23 protein-coding genes are annotated in these 22930 nt (G+C 64.2%); 8 read left to right on the top strand and 15 right to left on the bottom strand.

Going from position 1 to position 22930, the window contains the following annotated elements; genetic code table 11:
• Window positions 1-43: 43 nt before the first annotated feature.
• The 5 genes from B5D62_RS28510 to B5D62_RS28490 form a co-directional block, all read right to left on the bottom strand.
• Window positions 44-1003 (bottom strand): ribose-phosphate diphosphokinase, encoded by a 960-nt coding sequence (locus tag B5D62_RS28510; protein ID WP_085937479.1) that lies wholly within the window; start codon window positions 1001-1003, stop codon window positions 44-46.
• Window positions 1000-2445 (bottom strand): nicotinate phosphoribosyltransferase, encoded by a 1446-nt coding sequence (locus B5D62_RS28505; protein ID WP_231714972.1) that lies wholly within the window; start codon window positions 2443-2445, stop codon window positions 1000-1002. The genes B5D62_RS28510 and B5D62_RS28505 overlap by 4 nt, the downstream gene beginning before the upstream one ends.
• The gene (locus B5D62_RS28500) at window positions 2330-3439 is read right to left on the bottom strand and encodes a hypothetical protein (protein WP_085937477.1); all 1110 of its coding nucleotides are present in this window, start codon (window positions 3437-3439) and stop codon (window positions 2330-2332) included. The genes B5D62_RS28505 and B5D62_RS28500 overlap by 116 nt, the downstream gene beginning before the upstream one ends.
• A complete protein-coding gene (locus B5D62_RS28495) occupies window positions 3414-4103 on the bottom strand; it encodes a phosphoribosyltransferase (RefSeq protein WP_085937476.1) in 690 nt (229 codons plus the stop codon). Before B5D62_RS28495 ends, B5D62_RS28500 begins: the two co-directional genes overlap by 26 nt.
• Before the next feature lie 144 nt (window positions 4104-4247).
• Entirely contained in the window at window positions 4248-5171 is a 924-nt protein-coding gene (locus B5D62_RS28490; RefSeq protein WP_085937475.1) for an alpha/beta fold hydrolase, read from the bottom strand.
• Between the two features lie 131 nt (window positions 5172-5302).
• Between B5D62_RS28490 and B5D62_RS28485 the strand changes: the two genes are divergently transcribed.
• A complete protein-coding gene (locus B5D62_RS28485; RefSeq protein WP_085937474.1) occupies window positions 5303-5806 on the top strand; it encodes a flavin reductase family protein in 504 nt (167 codons plus the stop codon).
• A 66-nt stretch (window positions 5807-5872) separates the two neighbouring features.
• Here the strand turns inward: B5D62_RS28485 and B5D62_RS28480 are convergent, their stop codons facing one another.
• Window positions 5873-6919, bottom strand: a complete 1047-nt coding sequence (locus B5D62_RS28480) for a zinc-dependent alcohol dehydrogenase family protein (protein WP_085937473.1) — start codon at window positions 6917-6919, stop codon at window positions 5873-5875.
• A gap of 85 nt (window positions 6920-7004) precedes the next feature.
• On the opposite strand from B5D62_RS28480, the gene B5D62_RS28475 reads away from it, so the two are divergent.
• A complete protein-coding gene (locus B5D62_RS28475; RefSeq protein WP_085937472.1) occupies window positions 7005-7652 on the top strand; it encodes a TetR/AcrR family transcriptional regulator in 648 nt (215 codons plus the stop codon).
• Here the strand turns inward: B5D62_RS28475 and B5D62_RS28470 are convergent.
• The 4 genes from B5D62_RS28470 to B5D62_RS28455 are packed head-to-tail and all read right to left on the bottom strand — an operon-like array spanning window position 7637 to window position 12257.
• On the bottom strand, window positions 7637-8398 hold the full coding sequence (locus tag B5D62_RS28470) for an ABC transporter ATP-binding protein (RefSeq protein ID WP_085937471.1): 762 nt from the start codon (window positions 8396-8398) through the stop codon (window positions 7637-7639). The two genes, B5D62_RS28475 and B5D62_RS28470, sit on opposite strands and share 16 nt — an antisense overlap.
• A complete protein-coding gene (locus B5D62_RS28465; protein WP_085937470.1) occupies window positions 8395-9261 on the bottom strand; it encodes an ABC transporter ATP-binding protein in 867 nt (288 codons plus the stop codon). Before B5D62_RS28465 ends, B5D62_RS28470 begins: the two co-directional genes overlap by 4 nt.
• Complete coding sequence (locus B5D62_RS28460) at window positions 9258-11081, bottom strand: ABC transporter permease (protein WP_085937469.1); 1824 nt, start codon at window positions 11079-11081, stop codon at window positions 9258-9260. The genes B5D62_RS28465 and B5D62_RS28460 overlap by 4 nt, the downstream gene beginning before the upstream one ends.
• Before the next feature lie 18 nt (window positions 11082-11099).
• The gene (locus tag B5D62_RS28455) at window positions 11100-12257 is read right to left on the bottom strand and encodes an ABC transporter substrate-binding protein (RefSeq protein ID WP_085937468.1); all 1158 of its coding nucleotides are present in this window, start codon (window positions 12255-12257) and stop codon (window positions 11100-11102) included.
• Window positions 12258-12422: 165 nt separating this feature from the next.
• On the opposite strand from B5D62_RS28455, the gene B5D62_RS28450 reads away from it, so the two are divergent.
• Entirely contained in the window at window positions 12423-13916 is a 1494-nt protein-coding gene (locus B5D62_RS28450) for an MmgE/PrpD family protein (protein WP_336470177.1), read from the top strand.
• On the opposite strand, the gene B5D62_RS28445 is transcribed toward B5D62_RS28450, so the two are convergent.
• Window positions 13903-14889 (bottom strand): Bug family tripartite tricarboxylate transporter substrate binding protein, encoded by a 987-nt coding sequence (locus tag B5D62_RS28445; RefSeq protein ID WP_085937466.1) that lies wholly within the window; start codon window positions 14887-14889, stop codon window positions 13903-13905. The two genes, B5D62_RS28450 and B5D62_RS28445, sit on opposite strands and share 14 nt — an antisense overlap.
• A 136-nt stretch (window positions 14890-15025) precedes the next feature.
• Between B5D62_RS28445 and B5D62_RS28440 the strand changes: the two genes are divergently transcribed.
• Together B5D62_RS28440 and B5D62_RS28435 are read left to right on the top strand one after the other, a co-directional pair.
• Window positions 15026-15634, top strand: a complete 609-nt coding sequence (locus B5D62_RS28440; RefSeq protein WP_218191363.1) for a DUF5666 domain-containing protein — start codon at window positions 15026-15028, stop codon at window positions 15632-15634.
• A 71-nt stretch (window positions 15635-15705) separates the two neighbouring features.
• Window positions 15706-16578: an alpha/beta fold hydrolase gene (locus tag B5D62_RS28435; protein WP_085937465.1), complete on the top strand. Its 873-nt coding sequence runs from the start codon at window positions 15706-15708 to the stop codon at window positions 16576-16578.
• Here the strand turns inward: B5D62_RS28435 and B5D62_RS28430 are convergent.
• Window positions 16575-17612, bottom strand: coding sequence for an isopenicillin N synthase family dioxygenase (locus B5D62_RS28430; RefSeq protein ID WP_085937464.1), 1038 nt, complete (start codon window positions 17610-17612; stop codon window positions 16575-16577). The two genes, B5D62_RS28435 and B5D62_RS28430, sit on opposite strands and share 4 nt — an antisense overlap.
• 124 nt (window positions 17613-17736) lie before the next feature.
• On the opposite strand from B5D62_RS28430, the gene B5D62_RS28425 reads away from it, so the two are divergent.
• Window positions 17737-18459, top strand: coding sequence for an RraA family protein (locus tag B5D62_RS28425; protein WP_085937463.1), 723 nt, complete (start codon window positions 17737-17739; stop codon window positions 18457-18459).
• A gap of 4 nt (window positions 18460-18463) precedes the next feature.
• Window positions 18464-19177 (top strand): RraA family protein, encoded by a 714-nt coding sequence (locus B5D62_RS28420; RefSeq protein WP_085937462.1) that lies wholly within the window; start codon window positions 18464-18466, stop codon window positions 19175-19177.
• Window positions 19178-19187: 10 nt separating this feature from the next.
• Here B5D62_RS28420 and B5D62_RS28415 read toward each other — a convergent pair whose 3' ends face one another.
• The gene (locus tag B5D62_RS28415) at window positions 19188-20141 is read right to left on the bottom strand and encodes an LLM class F420-dependent oxidoreductase (protein WP_085937461.1); all 954 of its coding nucleotides are present in this window, start codon (window positions 20139-20141) and stop codon (window positions 19188-19190) included.
• 10 nt (window positions 20142-20151) lie between these two features.
• Entirely contained in the window at window positions 20152-20538 is a 387-nt protein-coding gene (locus B5D62_RS28410; protein WP_085937541.1) for an OsmC family protein, read from the bottom strand.
• Window positions 20539-20970: 432 nt separating this feature from the next.
• On the opposite strand from B5D62_RS28410, the gene B5D62_RS28405 reads away from it, so the two are divergent.
• Window positions 20971-22203 carry a hypothetical protein gene (locus B5D62_RS28405; RefSeq protein WP_170921184.1) on the top strand — a complete coding sequence of 411 codons (1233 nt, stop codon included), beginning with the start codon at window positions 20971-20973 and terminating at the stop codon, window positions 22201-22203.
• On the opposite strand, the gene B5D62_RS28400 is transcribed toward B5D62_RS28405, so the two are convergent.
• Window positions 22200-22919: a hotdog fold domain-containing protein gene (locus B5D62_RS28400; protein ID WP_085937459.1), complete on the bottom strand. Its 720-nt coding sequence runs from the start codon at window positions 22917-22919 to the stop codon at window positions 22200-22202. The genes B5D62_RS28405 and B5D62_RS28400 overlap by 4 nt on opposite strands.
• Between the last annotated feature and the right edge of the window lie 11 nt (window positions 22920-22930).

Here is a 22930-nt window from a genome sequence, read left to right as displayed (position 1 = left end):
CAACTGCGGTCAGGAACTGAACGCGCATGCCGTCTTGAACCGATTAGCCGCCGTCGCGGCAGGACGCGATGGCGGCAGCAATGGCCTCGCCGGCGTCAACGATGGTCAAACGGGCCGTATTCTCCGGCGAGAGACTGAAAGGCGGGACGGTATTCGTGACCACGATGCCGTCGATCGCCGGTTCGGCCATGAGCGCCGGAGCCCCCTCCATGAACAGGCCGTGCGCCGCTGCTGCGTAGATCTTTGTGGCGCCGGCCGTACGACAGGCCCTGGCGGCCCGCACCAGGGTGCCACCGGTGCTGATAAGGTCGTCGACGATCACCGCGACTTTGCCGGCGACATCGCCGGCGAGCAGTTCGCCAGATACGATCCCGCCACTTCGGCTCTTTTCCATGAATGCGGAACCGACGTCGCAATCCATGAGGCACTGCAGTTCGCGGCGGAAGGCATCCTCGCGCTTGGCGCCGCCGGCGTCGGGCGACACGGCAACGACCTGCTGCCCACGGAGCAGGGGCGCGAAATGCGAGGCCAGCAAGGGTGCGCATTCGACGTGGAGGGTCGGGCAGCGGAAAGCATTCTCGAATGCGGACACGTTGTGAACCTCGACCGCGATGACGCGGTCGATGCCGATCGCCTCGAAGAGGGCGGCGACATAGCGTGTCGTGATAGGATCGTTCGGCTTGGTCCTGCGATCCTTGCGGGCATAGCAGAGGTAGGGAACAACGGCGGTTACCGAACTCGCGCCGGCGTCCTTCAGGGCGCCGCAGAAGAACAGCAGGCGGCAAAGCTTGTCGTTGGCGCTCTCACGGTCATCGCCATGGAGGGCATGGAGAACGAAGACGTCGTGCCCGCGGACATTCTGCAACGGTCGCGCCTTGTGCTCTCCGTCCTCGAAGCTCCGTTCCTCGAGCGGAGCGAGCGGGACGGTGAGGCGACGGGCCACGCGCTCCGCGAAGGGGCGACTGCCTTCCAAGGCAAAAACCAGCATTGGCCGATGACTCATGAGCCTCTCCTTGCGCGATCCATGTCATCGGCGAGCGACCGCAGTCCGTCGCTGATGCGCACCGATACGCCGCTCGCCTGCAGCCGCCGAAGCGGTGCGGGCAAACGTGCGAGAGATGTGGCTGCGTGCGCCCTCGCTTCGGCCAGCCTGGGAAGCAGCCCGCAGCGCCTTCCTGCCCGCATCACCGGATGCAGTAGCGCTTCGCCGTCCGCCGTCTCGTCAAGCAGGGCAACCACATCCCCGGCGATGGTGCCATCGGCTGCGTAGTGTCGGTAGACCTGCTTGCACCCCGGCCATGTCACCTTGCCTTCGCTCATCTTTCGCCGCGGACGACCGGCATATTCCTGCAGCTTGTAGGCGCAGTCGAGCGCAGGAGCATCGGCGGCCGTCGTGAGGCTGGTGCCGACACCGAATCCGTCGATCGGCGCGCCACTGCTGCAGAGCGAGAGCAGAGCACGATCGTCGAGGCCTCCGCTGACAAGGATTCGGACGTTCTGTAGGTCTGCCTCGTCGAGGATGGTCCTGACCGCACGCGCGTGCGCGGCGAGATCGCCGCTGTCGAGGCGAACAGCCTTGACCGCAATTCCCTCCCGGGCCAGGCGCGGAGCCAGATTGGCCACAAAGCGGGCGCCTCGTTCTGTGTCGTAGGTGTCGATCAGCAAGGTCAGCGCGTTGGGCCGTACGCGCGCGAAGCGCTCGAACGCAATAGCCTCGTCGTCATGCGCTTGGACGAAAGAATGCGCCATCGTGCCGACGACGGGGATATCGAAGACTCGGTTGGCCGCCAAGGTAGCGGTGCCGGCGAAGCCGGCGAGGTAGGCGGCGCGCGCTGCCAGAAGGCCCGCCTCGGCGCCATGGGCACGACGCAGGCCGAAGTCGATCAACTGCCTGCCAGGCGCTGCCAGCACCATTCGAGCCGCTGTCGAGGCAATGACGGTCTGGAAATGGAGCAGATTGACCAGGCGGGTTTCCACCAGCTGGGCCTCAGGAAGTGGCGCGGTTACCCGAACGACAGGCTCGTCGGGAAAAAAGATAGTGCCCTCGGGCATCGCATCGAGGTCGCCGGTGAAGCGCAATTCCGCAAGATCGTCGACAAAGCTGGCCGCAAACAATCCCGACTCGCGCAGCCAGTCCAGCTCCTCGTTTGAGTAATGCATGCCTTCCAGGAACGCGACCAGCTGCTCGAGGCCCGCCGCCATCAGGAACCCGCGCCGTGAAGGCAGTTTACGGACGAAGAACTCGAATGACGCCGTCGCGTCCATTCCGTATCGCGCATAGCATTCCAGCATGGAGAGCTGGTAGAGATCGGTCAGCAGCAGGCTGTTCTCAACCATTGTGATGCCTTTGCGGATACGAAAGACCTTCAGTGGCAACGGGTTGCGCGAGCATACATTCCAGCCGACGCGCATCGGCCAAAGCCAGATCGAGATAACGGCCAGCAAGCCGTGGCCATTTCTCGGGTGTCCGGGGGCGCGGTTCGAGAAGGTGCGCAATGGCCAGGCGTGCACGGAGTGTCGCCCGATAGCAGCGATAGAAGGTGAAGAGGGGCTCCAGTGCCGATGCTGCCCGCAGAGGAAGCATCCGTCGTTTGATGTACTGGCCGAAGCGGGCGTCGCCAATCCGGTCGCATTCCACACACAGGAAAGCGATTTCGTCGAGGGGATCGACAGTCCGAAGCTGGTGATTGAATTCCAGGCAATCGATGATTCGCACGGTCGGCTGAAGCCAGATATGCTCCGGCCGCAGGTCGCCATGGCCATCGACAATACTGTGGGAGTGAACGCGCTGGGCCAACAGCCGATATCCCTTCAAAAGGAACTGCTGCTGGGCCCGATCGATTCGTCGGACCAGCGCCTCTGATAGCGGCAGGTTTGGCTTCAGGAGCACTTTCCTGTTGTCGTTGAGGCTCCGCTGCCAGTGAAACTGGAGAAGCGGCGGTGGCAGGGAGATCGGGACGGCCCGCCTGTAGAAGCGGGAAAGCCTGTCGATCAGCGGGTCGAGGTCCGATGTTGACAAGGTTCGCGTATGCAGACGCTGTTCGAGCGTCTGCGACTCATCGAGCCGACGCATCACGACCAGCCAATCGACGATCTCGTCGCCGCCGATCAGAGAAAGTCGGCCTGCATTGAGGTACAGCGGCGCTACCCGCTCATAGACGTCGGATGCCAGGCGTCGGTTCAGCATCAGCTCGCTGACACAGGCCGCGTGCCGCTTTTGCCGGGACGAGAAATCGAGATAAGGAAATCGGACCGGCTTCTTGAGCTTGTAGGCCTTCTCGCCGACGAGAAAGATCCACGACATATGTGTCTCGCGACTGACGACGAGCGCCGAGGCATCGCCGTAAGCGGCACCGCGCTCGAGGAAGGCGACCTTCTGTGCGAGCGTTACCGAGGGCTTGGAGGTGGCGGAGTCACGAAGGGCGTGCGGAGGGAGCAAGGGATGATCCGGGCACGGGCTGCTTGGCCATCGTGGCGATGACTTCTTCGTCCGATATCTGGCGAAAGTCTTCGTAGAACGCTCCGACCGAACCAAAGTAGTCCGGAGCGGTCAAGCAGACGGTGGCGTCGGCCTCCCGTCGCAATGAGCCGAGCGACTCCGGCGCGGCCGTCGGTACGGCAAGAACGAGCTTGGCTGGCTGCCGGCGGCGAATCGCGCGCAGAGCCGCCATCATCGTGGCGCCAGTAGCGATGCCATCGTCGACGACGATCGCCGTCGCTCCTTGCAGTGGCACCGGTGGGCGATTGCCGAGATAGGCCCGATGCCGACGCTCGATCTCCGCGGCTTCACGGACGCAGATCTTATCGAACTCGATGGGTGTCGTTCCGGTCGCCGAGATGATCTCGGCGTTGCGGACGACGATCGGATCGGCGCCGTCCACCACCGCCCCGATCGCCAGTTCTGGCTGCATCGGGGCACCGATCTTGCGGACCAGCACCAGGTCCAGCGGTGCATTCAAGGCCTTTGCCACCTCTGCCGCGACCGGCACGCCGCCGCGCGGCAGGGCGAGCACCACCGGGTTCTTGTCGCGATACACCGCCAGTGCCTGTGCGAGGAGGCAGCCGGCATCGGTCCGATCCTTGAATCGTGCGACCCTATGCATCGCGTCCCCTGCTGGCGGCGGAAAGAGCCCGCCGCATCGGCAATGTCCTGACGACGAAGGCCAACCTCATTGATCCCGATCAAATTCGGCCTCTTCCGAGCCAAGGAACGGAGGCGACGGCGGGAGAACTGGACGGCCGGTCCGTTACGGTATTCGCGAAACGGGTGAAGGCGGGGGTGCCTTCTTTCCGTGGAGCCGCAGAAATGGAAGTATCGCCGTGAGCAGATCCTCCGGTGCTTCCTCCGCCTGCAAGTGGCCGGCATCGATCGGACCACCGTCGACCTCGTCGGCCCAGCTTCGCCAGATATCGACCGGGCTGTCGCCCGAAGAATACCGACCGGCCTCCCAGGTCACGAAGACCGGGCAGGCGAGCCGTCGCCCGGCCTGGCGATCCTCGCGATCATGCCCTTCGTCGACGGTGGCGCCGGCCCGATAGTCGGCGAAAATCGCCCGCCGCACGTCGGGGCGCAGGAAGGCACTGCGATAGGCAGTGATCGCCTCCGGCGACAGGCGGTCGAAGTATTTCGCCATTCTTCTCAGTGTCCAGTCGAAGAAATACCCCGGATCGGCACCGATCAAGCGCTCGGGGAGATCGAAGGGCTGCGCAAAGAAGAACCAGTGCCACGCCCCCATCGCGAAGGGCTTTGACGTGCGTGCCCAGACCTCCAGCGTCGGGATGACAGTCAAGGATACCAGGGCGTTCACGCGTTTCGGGTGATCGAGCGCCAGGCGATAGGCGACGCGACCACCGCGATCATGGCCGACCACGGCGAAATGGTCGAAGCCGCACGCTTGCATCAACTCCACCTGATCCAGTGCCATGGCACGCTTGCTGAAGCTGGCAGGCTCGAACGTTGTATCCCGGCCCCCGCTGTCGCCGTAGCCGCGCAGGTCGGGAGCAACCACCGTAAATTCCCGAGCCAGCATCGGAGCGACGCGATGCCAGGCGAGATGCGTCTGCGGATATCCGTGAAGCAACAGGAGCGGCGGGCCCGATCCGCCGATCGCGAAGGAGATCGAGCCGCCTGCCGTCGTGATGCGGCGGTATGAAAAGTCCTGGAGCAGCATGGCGTTCCACGAGATCGTGCCCGCCTGTGGCGCGAAATTCCACCAGCTTGTCGGCGGGAGTTGCCAATGGCGTGCCGGTCTTTACCTTGTGCCGGGTTTCGGAGTCGAACCCTGCGACCGTGGAGAGAGAAATGAACGCTGATGCGAAAAAGACAGTATTGCGCATGATCCCGTATGGGATTTACGTCCTGACCGCCGATGACGGGCAGGGGAACGTCGCGGCCGCTACGGTCAACTGGGTCACACAGACGGCTTTCGCGCCGCCGTTGGTGGTGGTTGGCGTCAAGACCGATTCGGGCACCTATCAGACCACCAAGACGACCAAGACCTTCGCCCTCAACATGCTGGGTAAGGACCAGAAGAGCCTGGCGTTCACCTTCTTCCGGCCGGCCGATCTCAGCGATGGCAAGATCAGCGGGCAGTCCTACCGCAAGGGCGTGACGGGCGCCCCCATCCTGGTCGACGCGCCGGGTGCGGTGGAATGCAAGGTGACGACCGTCATCGAGCAGGGCGACCATCACATCATCGTCGGCGAAGTGGTCGAGGCGCACCTCAACAAGGCGCCGGCCGGCCGGCCCGATGCGGCGATTCTCGAGATGAAGGATCTCGGTGACAACGTCTTCTACGGTGGATGAGGCGACCACGGTCGTCCCGACAAAGGCCTCTCCGGTACGGAGAGGCCTTTTCCATTTTTCGCCGGGTCAGAGCTTGATGACGATCTTGCCGAAGTGGCGGCCGGAGGCGAGCCGGTCATAGGCCGCCGGCACGTCATCGGGGCCGTAGGTGCTGTCGATGACCGGCTTGAGCCCGTGCGCGGTGATGAAAGCGTTCAGTGCCTCGAAATGCTCGCGCGAGCCGACATTGATGCCGTCGATGGTGGCGTTGATCAACTGAAGACGGAACAGGTTGGACTGGGGGCCCTTTCCGGTGAAGACGCCGATCTGCGCGATACGGCCGGCCGCACGCAGGGAGCGCAGTGATCGGTCGAAGGTATCCGGACCGCCGAGCTCCAGGATATGCGAGGCGCCGAGGCCGTCGGTGAGCTTGCGAACCTCCACGTCCCACTCTGGCGTCGTCCTGTAGTTCACCGTTGCCGCGGCGCCCAGTTCGCGAGCGCGCTTGGCCTTCTCGTCGGAAGAGGAGAGGATAATGGTCCTGGCGCCGAAGGCATTCGCGATCTGCAGCGCGAACAGAGCCACGCCGCCCGTGCCTTGCACGAGCACGGTATCGCCCGCCGCAAGCTGGCCGCGCACAACCAGTGCATGCCAGGCCGTGACGGCGGCGCAGGGCAGGGTCGCCGCCTCCTCGACACTCAGCGTCTCGGGAATGCGGACCAGCGCGGTCTCGGGCACCGCGATCTGGGTGGCAAGGGCGCCGTCGGCGTTGCCACCGCCCAGCGCCGTCGGCCCGAACGCTTCACGGTAAGGGCCGTCGATCCAGTCCGGATAGAAGATCGTGGCGACGCGGTCGCCTGCTTTCCAGCGTGTAACTTTCTCGCCTACAGCAGCCACGTGGCCCGCGCCGTCGGAGAGGGGGATCAGCCCGTCGCGGACCGCGCCAAGCTGGCCGCGTAGGATGAGCAGATCACGATAATTGAGGCTCGCTGCTTCGATGCGGACCAGGACATCATGCGGGCCAAGGGCCGGTGTGGCGTCTTCGGATGTCCTGATCTGAGGGCTGCCTTCGTGCGAAATGAGCCGATAGACGCGACGGCTGGTGAGACTGGATGAGGCGACCGAATCGGGCATGGGTTGCTCCTGCAAGGATTAACATAGCGATCGATATAAAAATCGTTCACTTGCGCCGACGTCAAGGATTTTTATATTGATCACTATGGAAATGGAGTCCCGCCGCCCGCGTGGAAGGCCTCGCCTGCTGGATCGCCAGAAGGCGTTGGAGGCGGCCCTGCAGCTCTTCTGGCGGCGCGGCTACGAAGGCACCGGTATTGCCGATCTGACGGCGGCGATGGGCACCACGCCGCCCAGCCTTTATGCCGCCTTTGGCAGCAAGGAGCGTCTCTATGCCGAGGCGCTCGATCTCTACAGCGCCTCCTACGGTTCGTTCCTGCGCCGGGCCCTGGAGGAAGAGCCGAGTGCACGGCGGGCTATCGAACGGATCCTGCGCGACGCGGTCGAGGTCTATGCGGGCGGTCCGGATCCACGCGGCTGCATGCTGTCGGTCGGCGCCCTAACCTGCGCTCCCGAGCATGAGAGCGTGCGGGAAGATCTGGCGCGGCGCCGTCTCGCCACGATCGAGCGGGTCAAGGCGCGACTGGATCGAGCCGTCGGCGAAGGCGAACTCGACTCGGCTACCGACACGGAAGCGCTGGCGTCCTATTACGCCGCCGTCATCCAGGGACTTTCCATCCAGGCGCGCGACGGCATTCCGCGGAAGGTGCTGGAGGCTATAGCGGAAGCGGCGCTCGGCACCTGGCCGGACAAGGCCAAACGATCACGTCGAGGCTCTCAGCTCGACTCCTGACCGCCGAGATAGGCATCGCGGATGCGGGGGTCGGTCCGCAGCTTTTCGGCTGGCCCTTCGAGCACGATGCGGCCGGTCTGCAGGACGTAGGCGTGGTGCGCGATCTCGAGGGCGAGGCTCGCATTCTGCTCGACCATGAAGACCGTGACGCCCTCGCGATTGATGGCGGCGATCAGGTCGAGCACGCGATCGACCCACAGCGGCGAGAGCCCCATCGTCGGTTCGTCCATGCAGATCAACTTTGGCCGGCTCATCAGGGCGCGCGCCATCGCCACCATCTGCTGCTCGCCACCCGACAAGGTGCCGGCGCGCTGCGTCAGTCTCTCGGCAAGTTTGGGAAACAGGCCGAGCACGCGGTCGAGATCCTGGGCGATCGCGCGCTGATCCTTGCGCGTGAAGGCGCCCATCAGCAGGTTCTCGCGCACGCTCATCTCGCCGAACAGGCGGCGCGCCTCCGGCACGGAGCCGACGCCGCGGCGCACGATCTGCGGCGTCGGCAGGCCAGTGATCGTCTCGTCGGCGAAGCGGACGATCCCGGAAGCAGGCTTCACCAGCCCCAGGATGATCTTCATGGTCGTCGACTTGCCGCTGGCATTGCCGCCCAACAGGCACACGATATGGCCGCGACCGACCTGCAGGCTGAGATCGAAATGAACCTGCACCGGGCCGTAGAAGGTATTGATGCCTTCGAGGGAAAGCAGCGCCTCGGCCGGTTGCGAAGCCGGGGCGGAGAGGGCGGTCGTCATTCTGCGGCCTCCGGCACGCTCGCTTCTGATTTGTCGCTGCGGCGGTGTCCGAGATAGGCCTCGATCACCGCGGGATTGTTGCGCACCTCGGCCGGCTTGCCATTGGCAATGACTGAGCCGTTATCCATCACGATCACGCGGTCGGAGAGCTGCATCACCATGTCGAGCTTGTGCTCGATCAACAGGATGGTGAGGCCAGATTTCTTCAAGTCACCGATCAGAGTCTGCATCTCCGCCGTTTCGGTCTGATTCATGCCGGCCGTGGGCTCGTCGAGCAGCAGAAGCTTGGGGCCGAGGGCCAGCGCCCTGCCGATCTCGACGCGGCGCCGGTTTGCGTAGGACAGACTGTAGGTCGGATGGTCCAGGCGGGGGAGCAAGCGGTCGCCGAAGCGCGCTAGAATCCGCAGGGCCTCCTCTCGCATGCGCTTCTCCTCCGTCACCACAGAGGACGGCCGGATCAGGGCAAGCGCCACCTCGGCGAAGGGACCGAGAAGGCTGAGAGGAGAGGGCCAGGCGGGCCGCACCGCCTTGAAGCGGACATGCGCGCCGACCAGGACATTGTCCATGACGCTGAGATTGGCGAAGACGCGACCGTGTTGGAAGGTCCGGGCGATACCGAGCGTGGCCAGCCACTCGGGAGGAAGGCGCGTGATATCGCGGCCCGAGAACTTTACGGTGCCGCCATCGGGATCGTCGTGGCCGGTGATCAGGTTGAACAGCGTCGTCTTGCCGGCACCGTTCGGTCCGATGACGCTCAGAAACTCGCCTTCGGCCAGATCGAGATCGACGCTGTTCACGGCTGTGAGGCCGCCAAAGCGGCGGGTCAGGCTACGAACCTCGAGCAAGGAAGGGGCTGCGCTCATACCGTCCCCAACAGGCCCTGCGGCCGGAAGCGCACGAGCAACAGCAGCACGATGCCGTAGATCAGGACACGGTACTCCGCGGCGACGCGGAATACCTCCGGCAGGCCGACCAGCAGCACCGAGCCCAGGATTGCGCCTGTGACGTTGCCCATACCCCCAAGGATCACGATGGTCAGCGCCAGGATCGAGAGCTGGCTGTTGAAGGTCTCGTGGTTGATGTACGAATAGAGATGGGCGGTGATGCCACCGCTGACGCCGGCGGCGAAGCTGCCGACCGCGAAGGCCAACGCCTTGTAGCGATCGAGGCCGATGCCATAGGACCGGGCGGCGATGTCGTCGTCTCTCATGGCGCGCAGCGTTCGGCCGAGATGGGAGCGCAGCAGCCGGAACTGCAGGGCGGCAAGCACGACCAGGACGCCCAGCGCGAACCAGTAGACCGAGCGATCCGTATCGAGCTCGAAGCCGAAGAGCGACAGCGGCGGAATGCCCGAAACACCGATCGGCCCGCGCGTCAGGCTGTCCCAGTTCAGGATCACCAGCGACACGATCTCTCCGATCGCGAGCGTCGCGATCGACAGGTAATGGCCGCGCAGGCGGAAGGACGGGAAGACGAGAAGCGTGCCGAGCGCGGCGGCGATCACGCCGGCGAGGAGGATCGACAGGCCGACCGGCATGCCAAGATCGAGCGACAGCAATGCCGAGGCATAGCCGCCGATCGCGAGCAACGCAGCATGGCCGAGTGAAATCAGCCCGACCGTGCCGGCGATCAACGTCAGGCTGAGGCCAAGCAAGCCATAGAGCCAGGCATTGGTGAGGGTCTGCAGCACGTAGGGGTTTGGCAGGACCAGCGGCAGCAGCGCGGCGGCGAGGGCAATCGCGAGCAGAGTGCGCGGCGAGATCTGCACCGGCTTGCTGGGAGCGATGAAGGTGCCGGTCATCGGCTCGGGCGGGGTCTGGCGGCGGCTGGCGAACAGGCCGTTGGGGCGCAGCACCAGCACCACGATCAGGAGAATGAAAGCGAAGAGATTGCGATAGCTGGTGCCGAACAGGGCGATGCCATAGCTCTCGACCAAGCCCAGCAACATACTGCCGGCAATCGCGCCGGGGACGTTGCCGACTCCGCCGACGACCTGGGCCACGACGCCCTTCAAGGTCGCCTGGAAGCTCATCGACGGGTCGATGTAGTTATAATACATGCCGACCAGCAGGCCGCTCACCGCGCCCAGCGCCGATGCGATGGCGAAGACGGTGCGATTGACCGCATCGACATCGACCCCCATCTGCTGCGCGGCGTCACGATCCTGGGCCGTAGCCCGAACCGCCCAGCCGAGGCGTGTGAAGCGCAGGAAGTAGTAGAGCAGGCCGGCGCTGCCGATGCCGATGGCCGCGATGAGGATGTCGAGCGCGCCGATCGTTCCCGAGCCGATCTGAAACCGCTTCTGCAGCAGCTCGCTCGGCAGTGCCCGAGGATCGGGAGAGAAGGTGAGCTGCACGAGCTGGTCGAGCACGAAGCTGATGCCGATCGTGGCCAGCAGCGGAGCGATATGGGCATAACCCTGCAGCGGCCGCAGCCCGAAGCGCTCGATGGCCAGTCCCAGCAACGCGCCGACCGCAACGACGATGACGATCGTCAGCGGTAGTGGTGTTCCGAACTGCGTCACCGCCAGGAAGCCGGCGTAGGCGCCCACGACATAGACCGAGCCGTGGGCGAAATTGATCAGCCGGCTCACGCCGAAGATCAGGGCGAGGCCCACCGCCAGCAACGCATAGATGTTGCCGATGATCAGGCCGTTGACGGTGTAGTCGAACCAGGAAGACAAGATGCTCTCGAAGAAACGTCAGCGGACGACAGGGCCGCCTTGATAAATGGTGAACTTGCCGTCCTTCACCACGAGGTCGACGCTCATGGCGCCGGCGACGCGCCGAGTCTTCGGGTCGAACGTCGCCTTGCCGAAGATGACGCTCGGCACGTCCTTGACCTTGGACAGCCCGTCATGGATGGCCTGGCGGTCGATACCGGACTCGCGCATCACCTGCGCCATCAGGATCATCGTGTCATAGGCATAGGCGTTGAAGGCATCCGGCTCCTTGTTGTACTTGGCCTTGAACTTGGCGACGAAGTCGCGCACTTCCGGCCGTGGATCCTCCGGGAAATAGCGCGACGCGGTGAAGATGCCCTCGACCGCATCGCCGCCCAGTTCGATGAGCTTGGGGGAATAGACCGAGCTCGCCGCTACGATCGGCAGCTTGAGGCCGGCCTGCTGGAGCTGGCGCGCGATCAGGGCGGCGTCCGAATAGTAGGAAATCAGCATCACCCCGTCCGGCTTGGCGTCGCGGACGCGGACGATGGTCGAGCGGAAATCCTTCTCGTCGGGCAGGTAGCCTTCGGTCGCGACGACTTCGGCGCCGTATTCCTTCGCCGCCTTGACGAAGATGTCCTTGGAAGTGCGGCCCCAGTCCGTATTCAGGTGAAGCACCGCGATGCGCTTGAGGCCGAGCCGCTTGACTGCGAAGGCGGCGCTCAGCGGCTGCTCATCCGCCTGGCTGACCGAGTTGCTCCACATGTAGTCGCCGCCCTTGGTGAAGTCAGGATGCGAGTTGGTGAAGCCGAATTGGACCAGCTTGGCTCGCTGGTAGATCGGCGAAGCCGCCATCGAGGCTGGGCTCGAGAAGTCGCCAAGCTCGGCGACGATGCGCTTGTCGGCCACGAATTTCTGCGCCACCGCGACGGACTGCCGTGGATCGCTCTGCGTATCCTCGAAGATATAGGCCAGCGGCCGGCCCTTGATGCCCCCCGAGCCATTGATCTCGTCGAGCGCGAGATCGAAGCCCTGCTTCCACTGCGCGCCGTACTGCGCGTTGGGGCCGGTGAGAGGACCGCTGACGCCGAGATAGATCGGCTCCCCTTTGGCCGGGCCCGTCTGCGCGCCCGCCGGCATGATCGACAAGGGCAGGAGGGCAATAGCAGCAAAGACGAGACGGCGATGGGCGAGCATGGAAGACCTCTCGGATGGTAGCTTCGCGCCTGACAGCTAAAGGTCCGGCCCGAAGGACGGCGAACCTGTCAGGGGCATCGATGCCGGGAAAGGGAAAGTTCGCGTCGAAATTACAGGATTCGAAATCACATCCTCTTCCGGGACAATGGCATCACCATAAAATCCATGCACGGAGCGTACCAGCGGCTTGTGATGGCAGGGCTTCGTGCCCGTTCAGTTCCGCCAGACATCGTCGATAAGGACAGATGCGTTGCCGATATCGAACAAATCGGCGTTAGCTGGGCCGTCACACGCAAGCGCAGAAAGCCCATGCTTCCCAGACCTGGCGTCACGAAAGACCTTTCCCGATTTGTGGTCGAATCCCGATGGGAAGATATTCCTGCAGAGGCGAGGCATGAGGCAAAGCGCGCCCTGCTGAACTTCTTCGCTGTTGCCCTCGCCGGCTGTCGCACAGAGCCGGTGGACATCGCCCTCAGGACGCTCGGCGATTTTTCAGGCGGTCGCCAGGCGACGGTGATCGGCCGTCCCGAGCGGATCGATGCGCTGAATGCAGCCTTCCTCAACGCCGCTGGCGCCAATGTCTTCGACTATTGCGACACACATCTGCCGACGGTCATTCATCCGACGGCGCCTGTGGCGCCGCCGCTGCTGGCGATGGCCGAGCTGAAATCCGTCTCCGGCCGGGAGCTGTTGCTGGCTTTCGTCCTTGGCGTCGAGATCGAATGCCGTGTCGGCTTGGCCGTCTCGCCGGGTCATTATCCCAAGGGCTGGCACATCACATCGACTTGCGGTGTCTTTGGCGCTGCTGCCGGAGCCGCGAAGCTGTTGGGTCTCGGAACGGAGCAGGCCGTCTGGTCGCTGGGCAATGCCTCGACCCAGTCCGCTGGACTATGCGAGTGCCTGGGCTGGCCGGCCAAAAGCCTCTCCGTGGGCAACGCCGCGCGCAATGGGCTGCTCTCGGCCCTCCTGGCGGAGAGAGGCTTCTCCGGACCGCAAGAGCCCATCGCCGGTGCCCAGGGCTTCCTGGCCGCCATGGGGGAGCCGCCGAACTGGGCGGCGCTGACCGATGGTCTCGGCAAGACCTGGGAGGTCGCCAACAACTCCCTCAAGCCCTATCCCTCGGGCTTCGTCATTCATCCCTTGCTCGACCTAGCGCTGGATTGGCGTCTCGCAAACCCCGAGGCGACGGTCGAGCGCGTCGCGGTGCGAGGCAATCCCCTGCTGTTGCAGCGCACCGACCGGCCCAAGATCTCGACGGGTCGCGAGGCGCAGGTGAGCCTGCAGCACGCCGTTGCGGCCGCCCTGGTGTTGGGCAAGGCGGGCCTCGAGCAGTTCACCGATGCCTGCGTCAATGATCCGGCCGTCGCCGCTATGCGCCACCGCATCGAGACGGCGAGCGATACCTCGTTCTCGACCATCGCCGCCGAGATGGATCTCTGGACCAGTGACGGCCGGAAACACAGCGTTTCCACCAAAGCGGCGCGTGGTAGCGTTTCCAACCCGCTGAAGGACAGCGAGATCGAGCAGAAGCTGCGGACGGAAGCGGCCAGCTGGCAGCCGGACCACGATATCCAGGCGCTGATCGATGCAGTCTGGTCGCTCGATCGCAGTGACGACGTGTCAGCCCTTGTCGCGATGACTGTCCCTATTCCACGGTGACGTGCGCGGCCTGCGCCACGGCCTTCCAGGTCGCGATATCCTTCTGGATGAAGGCCGCGAAGTCAGCCGGGCTGTTGCCGACCGGCTGCATGGCTTGGTTCGCCAGCAAGGCTTTGGTTTCCGGGTCGTTCAACGCCTTCGCGATCTCCTGGCTCAGGCGATCGACGATCGCGGGCGGTGTCCTGGCGGGCGCCAGGATGCCGTGCCAGGCGATGGCGTCGAAGCCGGGATAGCCGCTCTCCGCGACGGTCGGCACGTCGGGGGCAACGGGCGACCGTTGTTGCGTGGTGACGGCGAGCGCGCGCAGTTTGCCGGACTTGATATGCGGCAGCACGCTGACCGGGTCGCCGAAGACCATCGTCAACTGACCTGCCACCAGATCGGCGACGGCAAGCGCGGTGCCGCGATAGGGGATATGGGTCATCTTGAGTCCGGCCTTGCTGTTGAACAGCTCCGCAACGAGGTGATTGGCGGCACCCACGCCGGTCGATCCATAGTTCATGGTGCCGGGCTTGCTTCTGGCCAGGGCGACGAACTCCTGCAGGGTCTTGGCAGGCAGGTCCGCGTTGACGACGAGGATGTAGGGGTAGGATGTCGTCATCGTCACCGGCGCGAAATCCTTCACCGGATCGTAGGGCAAGCTCTTGTAGACGGCGGGATTGATGGAGATCGGACCGGATTGGCCGAGTAGAAGCGTGTAGCCGTCCGGCTCGGCCTTGGCGACGATTTCCGTTCCGACGATGGCGCCCGCACCGCCCTTGTTATCGATGACGATGGCCTGGCCGATACTCTCGCCGACTTTCTTGGCGACGATGCGGGCGACGGCGTCGGCACCGCCGCCAGGGGCATAGGGAACGACGAGCCGGATGGGATGGGAGGGATAGTCCGCCGCCTCAGCGGTCTGGCCGAGTGCCGGTGCGAGGAGCGCTGCGCACAGCAAGGAAACTATGGTTCGCTTTCCGACACAGCGCATGGCGCTTTCTCCCCGAAGTTTGTTTCTTCTCGCCACCTTATCGAACTTGTCGCGCCGTGATCACCCCTTCGTGTGCATCGCATCCGCTCTGCGTACGCTACAGTTGGTCGCCTGCAGTCGAACGGGGTGATGGAAAATGCTGAGACGTTCAATTCTTCTTGGCGGACTTGCCCTCCTGTCGGCGGCATCACCGTCCTTGGCTCAAGAGACCCTGCGGCTGCGCGGCACGATCGAGAGCGTCAGCGAACCTGGAAACTTCATCGTCAAATCCCGTGAGGGCGAGACGGTGAAAGTCGTCATGACCGAGAAGCCGATCTACACCGCCATGGTCAAGGCGAGCCTGGCTGATATCAAGCCCGGCCAGTTTGTCGGCGCGACGGCGTTGCCGGACTCCAGCGGAACCCTCAAGGCGGTCGAGGTCCACATCTTCCCTGAGGCGATGCGCGGAACGGGGGAGGGACATCGCCCCTGGGACCTGAAGCCCGAGAGCACGATGACCAACGCCAGCGTGGAGCAGTCGGTCACCAGTGTCGACGGTCGGACATTGACGCTGAAATACAAAGGCGGGGAGAAGAAGATTGTCGTCACGCCGGAGACCGTGGTGGTGACCTACGACATGGGCAATGCTGCCGAGTTGAAGCCCGGTGTCGGGATCTTCATTTCCGCCGGCAAGAAGATGGCCGATGGCAGCATCAGCACGCCGCGTATCACCTACGGTCGGAACGGCCTGATCCCGCCAATGTAGCCGGCTGTGCGGATTTCGTCGTAGCGTCCGCGGAGGTCGCCATTATTCTTCTCCCAAAAGCGGAGGGAAGAATGATTCGTCTCGGGCTCCGATCTGTCGGAATCGCGGTTGCTGTCCTTGCGCTGGTGTCGTCGGCGGTGGTCGCCAACGCGCAGTCGACCCCGCGCTGGCTCACCCTGCCGGACACGCCGACCCTACCGACAGCTCAGCAGAGCGGTCATGCGCCCGTAAATGGCGTCTCGATCTGGTACGCGACGTTTGGCGGCGGCGAGCCCGTCGTGCTCCTGCATGGCGGCCTGGCCAATGCCAACTACTGGGGCGGCCAGGTTCCGTCGCTGGCCCGCAAGTACCGGGTCATCGTCATGGACAGTCGCGGCCACGGCCGCAGTACGCGCAATGCCGAACCCTATGGCTATGATCTCATGGCTTCGGATGTGCTCGGTCTCATGGACTATCTGAAGATCGACAAGGCCGCGATCGTCGGCTGGAGCGACGGTGCCATCATCGGGCTGGATATCGCCATGAAGCACCCCGAGCGCGTCTCGCGGTTGTTCGCCTTCGCGGCCAATTCCGATCCCAGCGGCGTCAAGGATGTGACCAAGAGCCCGGTCTTCACCAAGTTCATCGCCCGGGCAGAGAAGGAATACGAGGCGCTATCGGCGACGCCGAAGGACTACAAGCGATTCCTCGAGGAAATCAGCCATATGTGGGAGTCGCAGCCGCATTGGACCGAATCCGATCTCGGCCGCATCAAGGTCCCGACATGGATCGTCGACGGCGATCATGACGAGGCGATCCATCGCGAGAACACTGAGCTGATGGCGGGGGCGATCCCGCGAACCGGGCTTCTGATTCAGCCAGAAGTCAGTCATTTTTCGATGCTTCAGGCGCCGGACCAGTTTACCGGCGACATCCTGCGCTTCCTGGCGCGCAAATGGGACTAGCCAGCTTTCTCCGTCCCCGTCTCCGTGCTCCCTGCGTTGCGCACATGGTCGTAGTTGGCCCTTTGATAGGCCGTGACGAACTTCATGTATGTCGTCGGTTCATACTTGGGCGGATTTCCCGGTCCGGTGCATGTCGGCAGGCAGACCATCTCGTAGTCGATGGTGCAGTCGAAGAAGAAGGGGATCGCGTAGCGATCGCCGCCTGACCGATTGATCACCCGATGGGGTGTGGCGCGGAAGCGATCATTGCTCCAGCGGTTGAGCATCTGGCCGCTGTTGACCAGGAAGGCTCCGTCGATCGCCGGTGCATCGATCCAGCGATTTGAGGCCGTTCGCAGCGACAGGCCCGGCACTTTGTTGGGGGCCAGTAGCGTCATGAACGACGTATCGGCATGGGGTGCGAGGCCATATTCGTTCTGCTGCAGTTGCGGCGTGTCGGGATAATGCGACATGCGGAGTTGATATTGCGGTTCCCGGAAGGCCTCGCTGAAGTAGTCGGGCGGCAGATCGAGAGCCACGGCGTAAATAGGCAGGATGGAGAGCGAGAGTCGCTCCATTGCGGTGCAATATTCGACGATCGTCTCGCGGAATCCCGGCAGGTTCGCAGGCCACTGATTGGCGCCGCGGAAGCGCTTGTTGGCAATGACATCCGGGTGGTCGAGCGGCAGGTCGCGCTTGACGAAGAAGGCCTCGTTCAAATTCGGGCGATTGTTGGTGCTCACGTCGGAATGCCGCGTCGTCGCGGCGCCGATCGCCAGATAGCCGATATTGTGCTCGTTGATCTTGAGCTTGATCTTCTCCGCCGGAGGCTGGGCGTGGAAGCGCTCCACCTCGGCATAGACCCGATCGATCAGTGGCTGCGGGATGCCGTGTCCCTCGAGGAACCAGAAACCGACGTCCTCATAAGCGTGCTGCAAAGCCCGGGCGCAGCGCGCTAACGCCTCGGTGTCTCCCGCCCGGACACCTGAGATGTCGATGATCGGGATTTCGTCGCCAGGGGAGCTGGCGGAAAACGCAGCCGAGGCAGTGCCCATGGTGGCCTCCTGGAGAAAGGGTTCAGGCGATACGGCGTTTCGTCAAGCGCAAGGCTTTTGACGAGCAAGGAGCGGGCCATTGGGGTAAAACAGACGCTCAACTCAATCGGGAGAAACGCACCTGATGTCCGACGATCTCTTCGCCGAGCTGCGCAAGATCGACACGCCGACAATCACCAATGTCGTGGCGACCTATCCGAAGAACCCGTTGTGTCTCGGCCTCTATAATCCCTGGACCGAGAACTGGTACACCGACACGTCCATCCGTTGCATCTATCCCGAATTGGGCGCGACCATCGGCTACGCCGTGACCTGCGTCTATGGCCTGCCCGATCCAAATTTCTCGGGACGGCTGTCGTTCATGGATGTGGTCGATGCGCTCGACGCCATGAAGAAGCCGACAATCCTGGTGATCCAGCAGAAATGGCCGCCGGAACTGCACAACAAGGCCGGTCTCGCCGGCGAGATGATGGTGAGCTCGATGATGGCGGTCGGCTGCGTCGGCATGCTCTCGAACGGGCCGTCGCGAGACGTCGATGCGATCCGCAAGCTGAAGTTCCAGCTTCTGCTGGGCGGCGTGACGGCTGGCCATGGCGAGATGGCGGTGCAGGCGGTCAACGTTCCGGTGTCGGTCGGTGGCATGGATGTCGCTCCCGGTGACCTGATCCACATGGACGAGAACGGTGCGGTCAAGTTCCCGGTCCAGCATGCCGAGGCGGTATTGAAGAACGCCAAGGCGATGCTCGACGACGAGGCGCGTCGCCTCGTGGATATCCGCAAGGCCAGGACTGCGGCGGAAGTCCGCGCGGCCAATTCGGGCGGCGCCTATACGCAGAAGAAGGGGTGAGGACATGGCCGAGCTCGCCAAGGATCTCCGCGAGGCGCTGACCAGGGTTGGCACCTCAACGCTTACCGGCGTGCTGAACCGGCGTGGCCTGCGCAGCATGACACTGTTCGACGTCTGGCCGTTGCGTCCGGAGCAGCCACCGCTGGTGGGCATCGCCTTCACCATGCGGTTCATTCCCTCGCGCGAGGACAAGGACGGACCGACCTCGACCAGCCGATCGATGGTCCAGCCGCAGGCCATGGAGGAATGTCCGCCCGGCCATGTATTGATGATCGATTCGCGCGGCGACTCCCGGGCGGCCTCGGCGGGTGATCTCTATGTCGGCCGGCTGAAGGCTCGCGGTGCCGCCGGAATCGTCACCGACGGCGGGTTTCGCGATACCAATGGCGTCTTCAAGACCGGGTTACCGGCCTATCATCGGCGCCCTTCCTCGCCGCCGAGTCCGATCGCCCATCGGCCTGTCGACCTGCAGCTCCCGATCGCCTGTGCCGGTGTTGCCGTCTATCCGGGCGACATCGTCGTCGGCGATCGCGACGCGGTGGTGGTCATACCGCCCGAGTTCGTCGAAGCGGTGGCCGAGGAAGCGGTGAAGGCCTACGAGTATGAGGAGTTCGCCGAGTTCGAAGTCGCGCGTGGCCGTCCCCTCAAGGGGCTGTTCCCGGTTGCCGGCGAGGAGGCCAAGCGCGACTACGAGGAATGGAAAAAGAAGCAGCGTTGACGGTGTCGGCCTAGAGCTTCGCCATCACCTCGCCGCGGAACCTCTTCATCTCTTCCAGCATGTCCGCGACCGTTGCGCCACCGAAGCTGAGATCGATGGCGGTGACTCCGATTGCGGCCAGATCTTTCACATCGGCCGCGATCGCCGCTCCTGAGCCGGAGAAGAGGCGGCGTTCGCCGTCGCCTGCCTTGTCGGGGAGCGCGGACCCGTATTTCGGGAACCGGAAAGCAAGCCCGATCGACTTGGGGTCGCGGCCCGCCTCGACCGCCAGCTTGTGCAGCTTCTCCACGCCCGCCCGGAAGCGGCGGAGGCTGTCGAGCGGAAAGGTCGGATTGCTGCCGATCGGATACCAGGCGTCGCCGAGTCGCGCCGTCCGCCGCAGGGCGGGCCCGGATTCGCCGCCGACCCAGATCGGCAGGCCTGACTTCTGCGCCGGCTTGGGCGCAAAGACGATATTGTCGAACTTCACGAACGTCCCGGAAAAGCGCGGATGCTCCTGGGTCCAGAGCTCGCGGAAGGCGGCGACATACTCGTCCGTCACCTTGCCGCGCTTGTCGAAGTCGGGCGCATCGATCGCTTCGAATTCTTCCCTCATCCAGCCTGCGCCGATACCGAGGGTGACGCGGCCGCCGGACAGAGTGTCGATCGTGGCGAGCTGCTTGGCCGCCAGTACCGCCGGACGGTGCGGGACGACCATGACCGACGTCACGAGGCGTAGCCGCGAGGTCCGTGCCGCCACGAAGGCGACTTCGATAAGCTGCTCGTTGCGCTCGCCGTTGCCGGCGGTGCTGAATTCACCGGTGTCGCTGTAGGGATACCGAGCCTCGATGTCGGTCGGAATGACCACATGATCGCTGAAGGTCGCGTAGTCGTAACCAAGCGCTTCGGCACCGGTCGCAAGCCTCGTCAGGTTGTCGGCACTGGAGAGAGGACCTGCGGTCGGGGCGCTGAATCCGAATTGCATCTTCGTCTCCTCAAGCCAGTGTGGTGCGGATCTCGAGGCCGCGCTTCAGGGTCAGCGTGACCGGCGTGCGCTCGGCGATATCTGCCATGCGCTTCCTCTGCTCGTCGTCGAGCGCGCCCTCGATCCGGAGCGTGCGATCGATTCGCTGACTGTCGCCATCGCGGACGAAATGGACATCGGCATGGACGGCCTCGACCGGCCACTTCTTGCGCTCGGCATACATGCGCAAGGTGATGACCGTGCAGGCACCGAGGGCGGCGATCAGGAGGTCATAAGGGGCGGGACCCGTGTCCTTGCCGCCAAGTTCCGGCCCTTCATCGGCTGTGAGTCGATGGTGTCCGGTGGTGATCGACGTCGCGTAGTTGGTCGTGCCGATGCTTGCCGTCGCTCTCGCCATGCCGTCCTCCTCGATCATCCGCCTGTCGGGCCGTCAATCCCGCTTCGCCAGTCTAGCCGCAGAACCAGCTTTGCGGCCGTTTCGATCGGCGGGCTCTGGTGCTGGTTCAAATATCGTTGTATATCAAAGCAATAAATTTCATTCTTTTAGTTATTTCGGAGCTTTGCCATGGCCGTTACTTCCGGCCTCTCCCTCTCCCCTGATGCGGGAGTACGGTCAACACACTCGCCTTGGGCGCTCTCCGGGCCCTTGCTGCTGGGGCTTGTTGTTTTCGTCTGGCTTGCCAACCTGAAGGGAGTGCCGCTGCTCGGCGATCCGGACACCCACTGGCATATCACAGTCGGGAACTGGATTCTGCAGCACCAAAACGTACCTACAGTCGATAGTTACTCTTTTACATTCACTGGCCAGCCATGGATCGCCAAGGAATGGTTGTCCCAGGTGATCCTGGCATCGGCCTACGATGCCGGCGGCTGGGGCGGCGTAGTGGTCCTCGGCGCGGCGGCGTTGGCGGCGAGCTTCGCGTTGATGTTCCGACTGCTGCTGCGCGATCTTAAACCATTACCTGCGTTGCTGTTCACCGGCGCGGCGATTGCGATGACGGCACCGCATTTCCTGTCGCGCCCGCACGTCCTCGCCTTCCTCTTCATGCTGTGGTGGGTCGCCGGATTGGTGCGGGCGGTCGAGGAGCGGCGTGCGCCTGATCCTTTCCTGCTGATCGCGATGCTGTTCTGGGCGAACCTGCATGGCGGCTTCACCTTGGGCCTGGTCCTGGCCGGGGCTCTCGGTCTCGATGCCCTGGTCGGCGCGTGTGATGCGGCGGAGCGGCGGGCATTGTTCTTCGGCTGGGCGAAGTTCGGCGTCGGTTCGCTGGTCGCCGCCTGCGTGACGCCTTATGGGCCGGAATCGATCCTGGTCACGCTGCGCATTTTCGGCCTCGGCGATGCGCTGAGCGCCATCTCGGAATGGAAGTCGCCCAACTTCCAGGAAATCCCGACGCAGGAAGTCATTCTGCTCGTTGCCGCCTATCTCGCGCTTTCGCGTGGCCTCAAGGTGCCCTTGATCCGCTTGCTGATCGTGATCGGATTACTGCACCTGTTCCTGCGCTACGTCCGCAATGCCGAGTTGCTGGCCATGCTGGCACCCCTCGTTCTTGCACCGGTTCTGACCCGCCAATGGCCGTCCTTGCGGCCGGATGCCGAGCCCAAAGGCCGGTTCTCGGCTCTCGCCAGGCCGGCAGGGCCAGCCTCGACTTTCACCGCCGTCGCCTTGATTGCTCTCTACGGGGCCGGACTGGTGCGCTTCGGCGGTATCGAGCCGCCGAAGTCGACGGCGCCGACGGCCGCGCTCGAATTCGTGCGCGAAGCCGGCATCAAGGGGAACGTCTTCAATCACTACGGCTATGGCGGTTTCCTGATCGGTGCCGGCATCCCGACCTTCATCGACGGCCGTGGCGAGCTGTTCGGCGGTGACTTCATCAAACAGTATGTCCAGGCCGTGAACCTGCGGGGCGACGAGCCGCTCGAGGCGCTGCTCGACCGCTACAACATTGCCTGGACCTTTCTCGCCAAGGACCAGCCCGCCAATCGCCTGCTGGCGCACCTGCCGGGTTGGCGTCAGGCCTACAGTGACGACCAGGCCGTGATCTTCGTGCGCGATCGCTAAGCCGGCTTGAGCACGATCCAGGTGCAGTGGCCGAGCGCGCAGAGCCGACCACTCTCGGTGTAGAGCGCCGTGCCCGAATAGAGCTTGCGACCTTCGGTGCCAAGTCTCCAGCCGACCACGGCACAGCGCTCGCCCACGCGGGGCGGATCGATGATCTTGGCGGTCATCCGGCCGGTGAGGGCGGGGCGCCAATCGCTGGGATCCTGCGCGGCCCAGGCACCCGGGCAGTCGAGCGTTCCCCACACGAACTCGGGCCGGATGCGCCCCGTCGCGTCGGCGTGCGCCGCATGCGGCGTGTAGCAGGAGAGGGAACGGCCGGCGCCGGGGCCCGACGCCCCGAGGACGCGCAAGCCATCGCCGACCGGACGGCCACGACCGCAGACAATGCACCAGTGGAAGTCGCTGTCTTCGGGGCTGCCGCCTTCTTCGCCCCGTCGCTCGACCTCGTGCCAGTCGCTCGGTGGTGGCGGTGGCGTGAGATGATCCACCGATCCCGCCCGCGCTTCGCAGATCAGGGTCTCGCCGTCGCGCAGCAGCAGTGCGCCGTCGACTCGGTGCAGGGACATCGGGGTTTCCAGAGGGACCGGCGCGCGAAACGTGATCTCCACCGGTTGGTCACCGCCGAATTCCCGCGCCAGTCGGCCCCCGACATAGCCGCCATTTCCAGACAGGCGCGGTCCATTGAAGCCGCGCTCGACGATGAAAGTCCTGTTCACGAGATCCCTCC

It is taken from the genome of Enhydrobacter aerosaccus (assembly GCF_900167455.1).
GTDB classification, from domain to species: domain Bacteria; phylum Pseudomonadota; class Alphaproteobacteria; order Reyranellales; family Reyranellaceae; genus Reyranella; species Reyranella aerosaccus.
This window is presented reverse-complemented; position numbering and strand designations above follow the sequence as displayed.

What these genes read in the sequence shown, in the direction of transcription:
- B5D62_RS28510 (WP_085937479.1), bottom strand. Translation starts at nt 1,003, where the DNA reads ATGAGTCATCGGCCAATGCTGGTTTTTGCCTTGGAAGGCAGTCGCCCC.
- B5D62_RS28495 (WP_085937476.1), bottom strand. Translation starts at nt 4,103, where the DNA reads ATGCATAGGGTCGCACGATTCAAGGATCGGACCGATGCCGGCTGCCTC.
- B5D62_RS28490 (WP_085937475.1), bottom strand. Translation starts at nt 5,171, where the DNA reads ATGCTGCTCCAGGACTTTTCATACCGCCGCATCACGACGGCAGGCGGC.
- B5D62_RS28485 (WP_085937474.1), top strand. Translation starts at nt 5,303, where the DNA reads ATGAACGCTGATGCGAAAAAGACAGTATTGCGCATGATCCCGTATGGG.
- B5D62_RS28480 (WP_085937473.1), bottom strand. Translation starts at nt 6,919, where the DNA reads ATGCCCGATTCGGTCGCCTCATCCAGTCTCACCAGCCGTCGCGTCTAT.
- B5D62_RS28475 (WP_085937472.1), top strand. Translation starts at nt 7,005, where the DNA reads ATGGAAATGGAGTCCCGCCGCCCGCGTGGAAGGCCTCGCCTGCTGGAT.
- B5D62_RS28470 (WP_085937471.1), bottom strand. Translation starts at nt 8,398, where the DNA reads ATGACGACCGCCCTCTCCGCCCCGGCTTCGCAACCGGCCGAGGCGCTG.
- B5D62_RS28465 (WP_085937470.1), bottom strand. Translation starts at nt 9,261, where the DNA reads ATGAGCGCAGCCCCTTCCTTGCTCGAGGTTCGTAGCCTGACCCGCCGC.
- B5D62_RS28455 (WP_085937468.1), bottom strand. Translation starts at nt 12,257, where the DNA reads ATGCTCGCCCATCGCCGTCTCGTCTTTGCTGCTATTGCCCTCCTGCCC.
- B5D62_RS28450 (WP_336470177.1), top strand. Translation starts at nt 12,423, where the DNA reads ATGCACGGAGCGTACCAGCGGCTTGTGATGGCAGGGCTTCGTGCCCGT.
- B5D62_RS28445 (WP_085937466.1), bottom strand. Translation starts at nt 14,889, where the DNA reads ATGCGCTGTGTCGGAAAGCGAACCATAGTTTCCTTGCTGTGCGCAGCG.
- B5D62_RS28440 (WP_218191363.1), top strand. Translation starts at nt 15,026, where the DNA reads ATGCTGAGACGTTCAATTCTTCTTGGCGGACTTGCCCTCCTGTCGGCG.
- B5D62_RS28435 (WP_085937465.1), top strand. Translation starts at nt 15,706, where the DNA reads ATGATTCGTCTCGGGCTCCGATCTGTCGGAATCGCGGTTGCTGTCCTT.
- B5D62_RS28430 (WP_085937464.1), bottom strand. Translation starts at nt 17,612, where the DNA reads ATGGGCACTGCCTCGGCTGCGTTTTCCGCCAGCTCCCCTGGCGACGAA.
- B5D62_RS28425 (WP_085937463.1), top strand. Translation starts at nt 17,737, where the DNA reads ATGTCCGACGATCTCTTCGCCGAGCTGCGCAAGATCGACACGCCGACA.
- B5D62_RS28420 (WP_085937462.1), top strand. Translation starts at nt 18,464, where the DNA reads ATGGCCGAGCTCGCCAAGGATCTCCGCGAGGCGCTGACCAGGGTTGGC.
- B5D62_RS28415 (WP_085937461.1), bottom strand. Translation starts at nt 20,141, where the DNA reads ATGCAATTCGGATTCAGCGCCCCGACCGCAGGTCCTCTCTCCAGTGCC.
- B5D62_RS28410 (WP_085937541.1), bottom strand. Translation starts at nt 20,538, where the DNA reads ATGGCGAGAGCGACGGCAAGCATCGGCACGACCAACTACGCGACGTCG.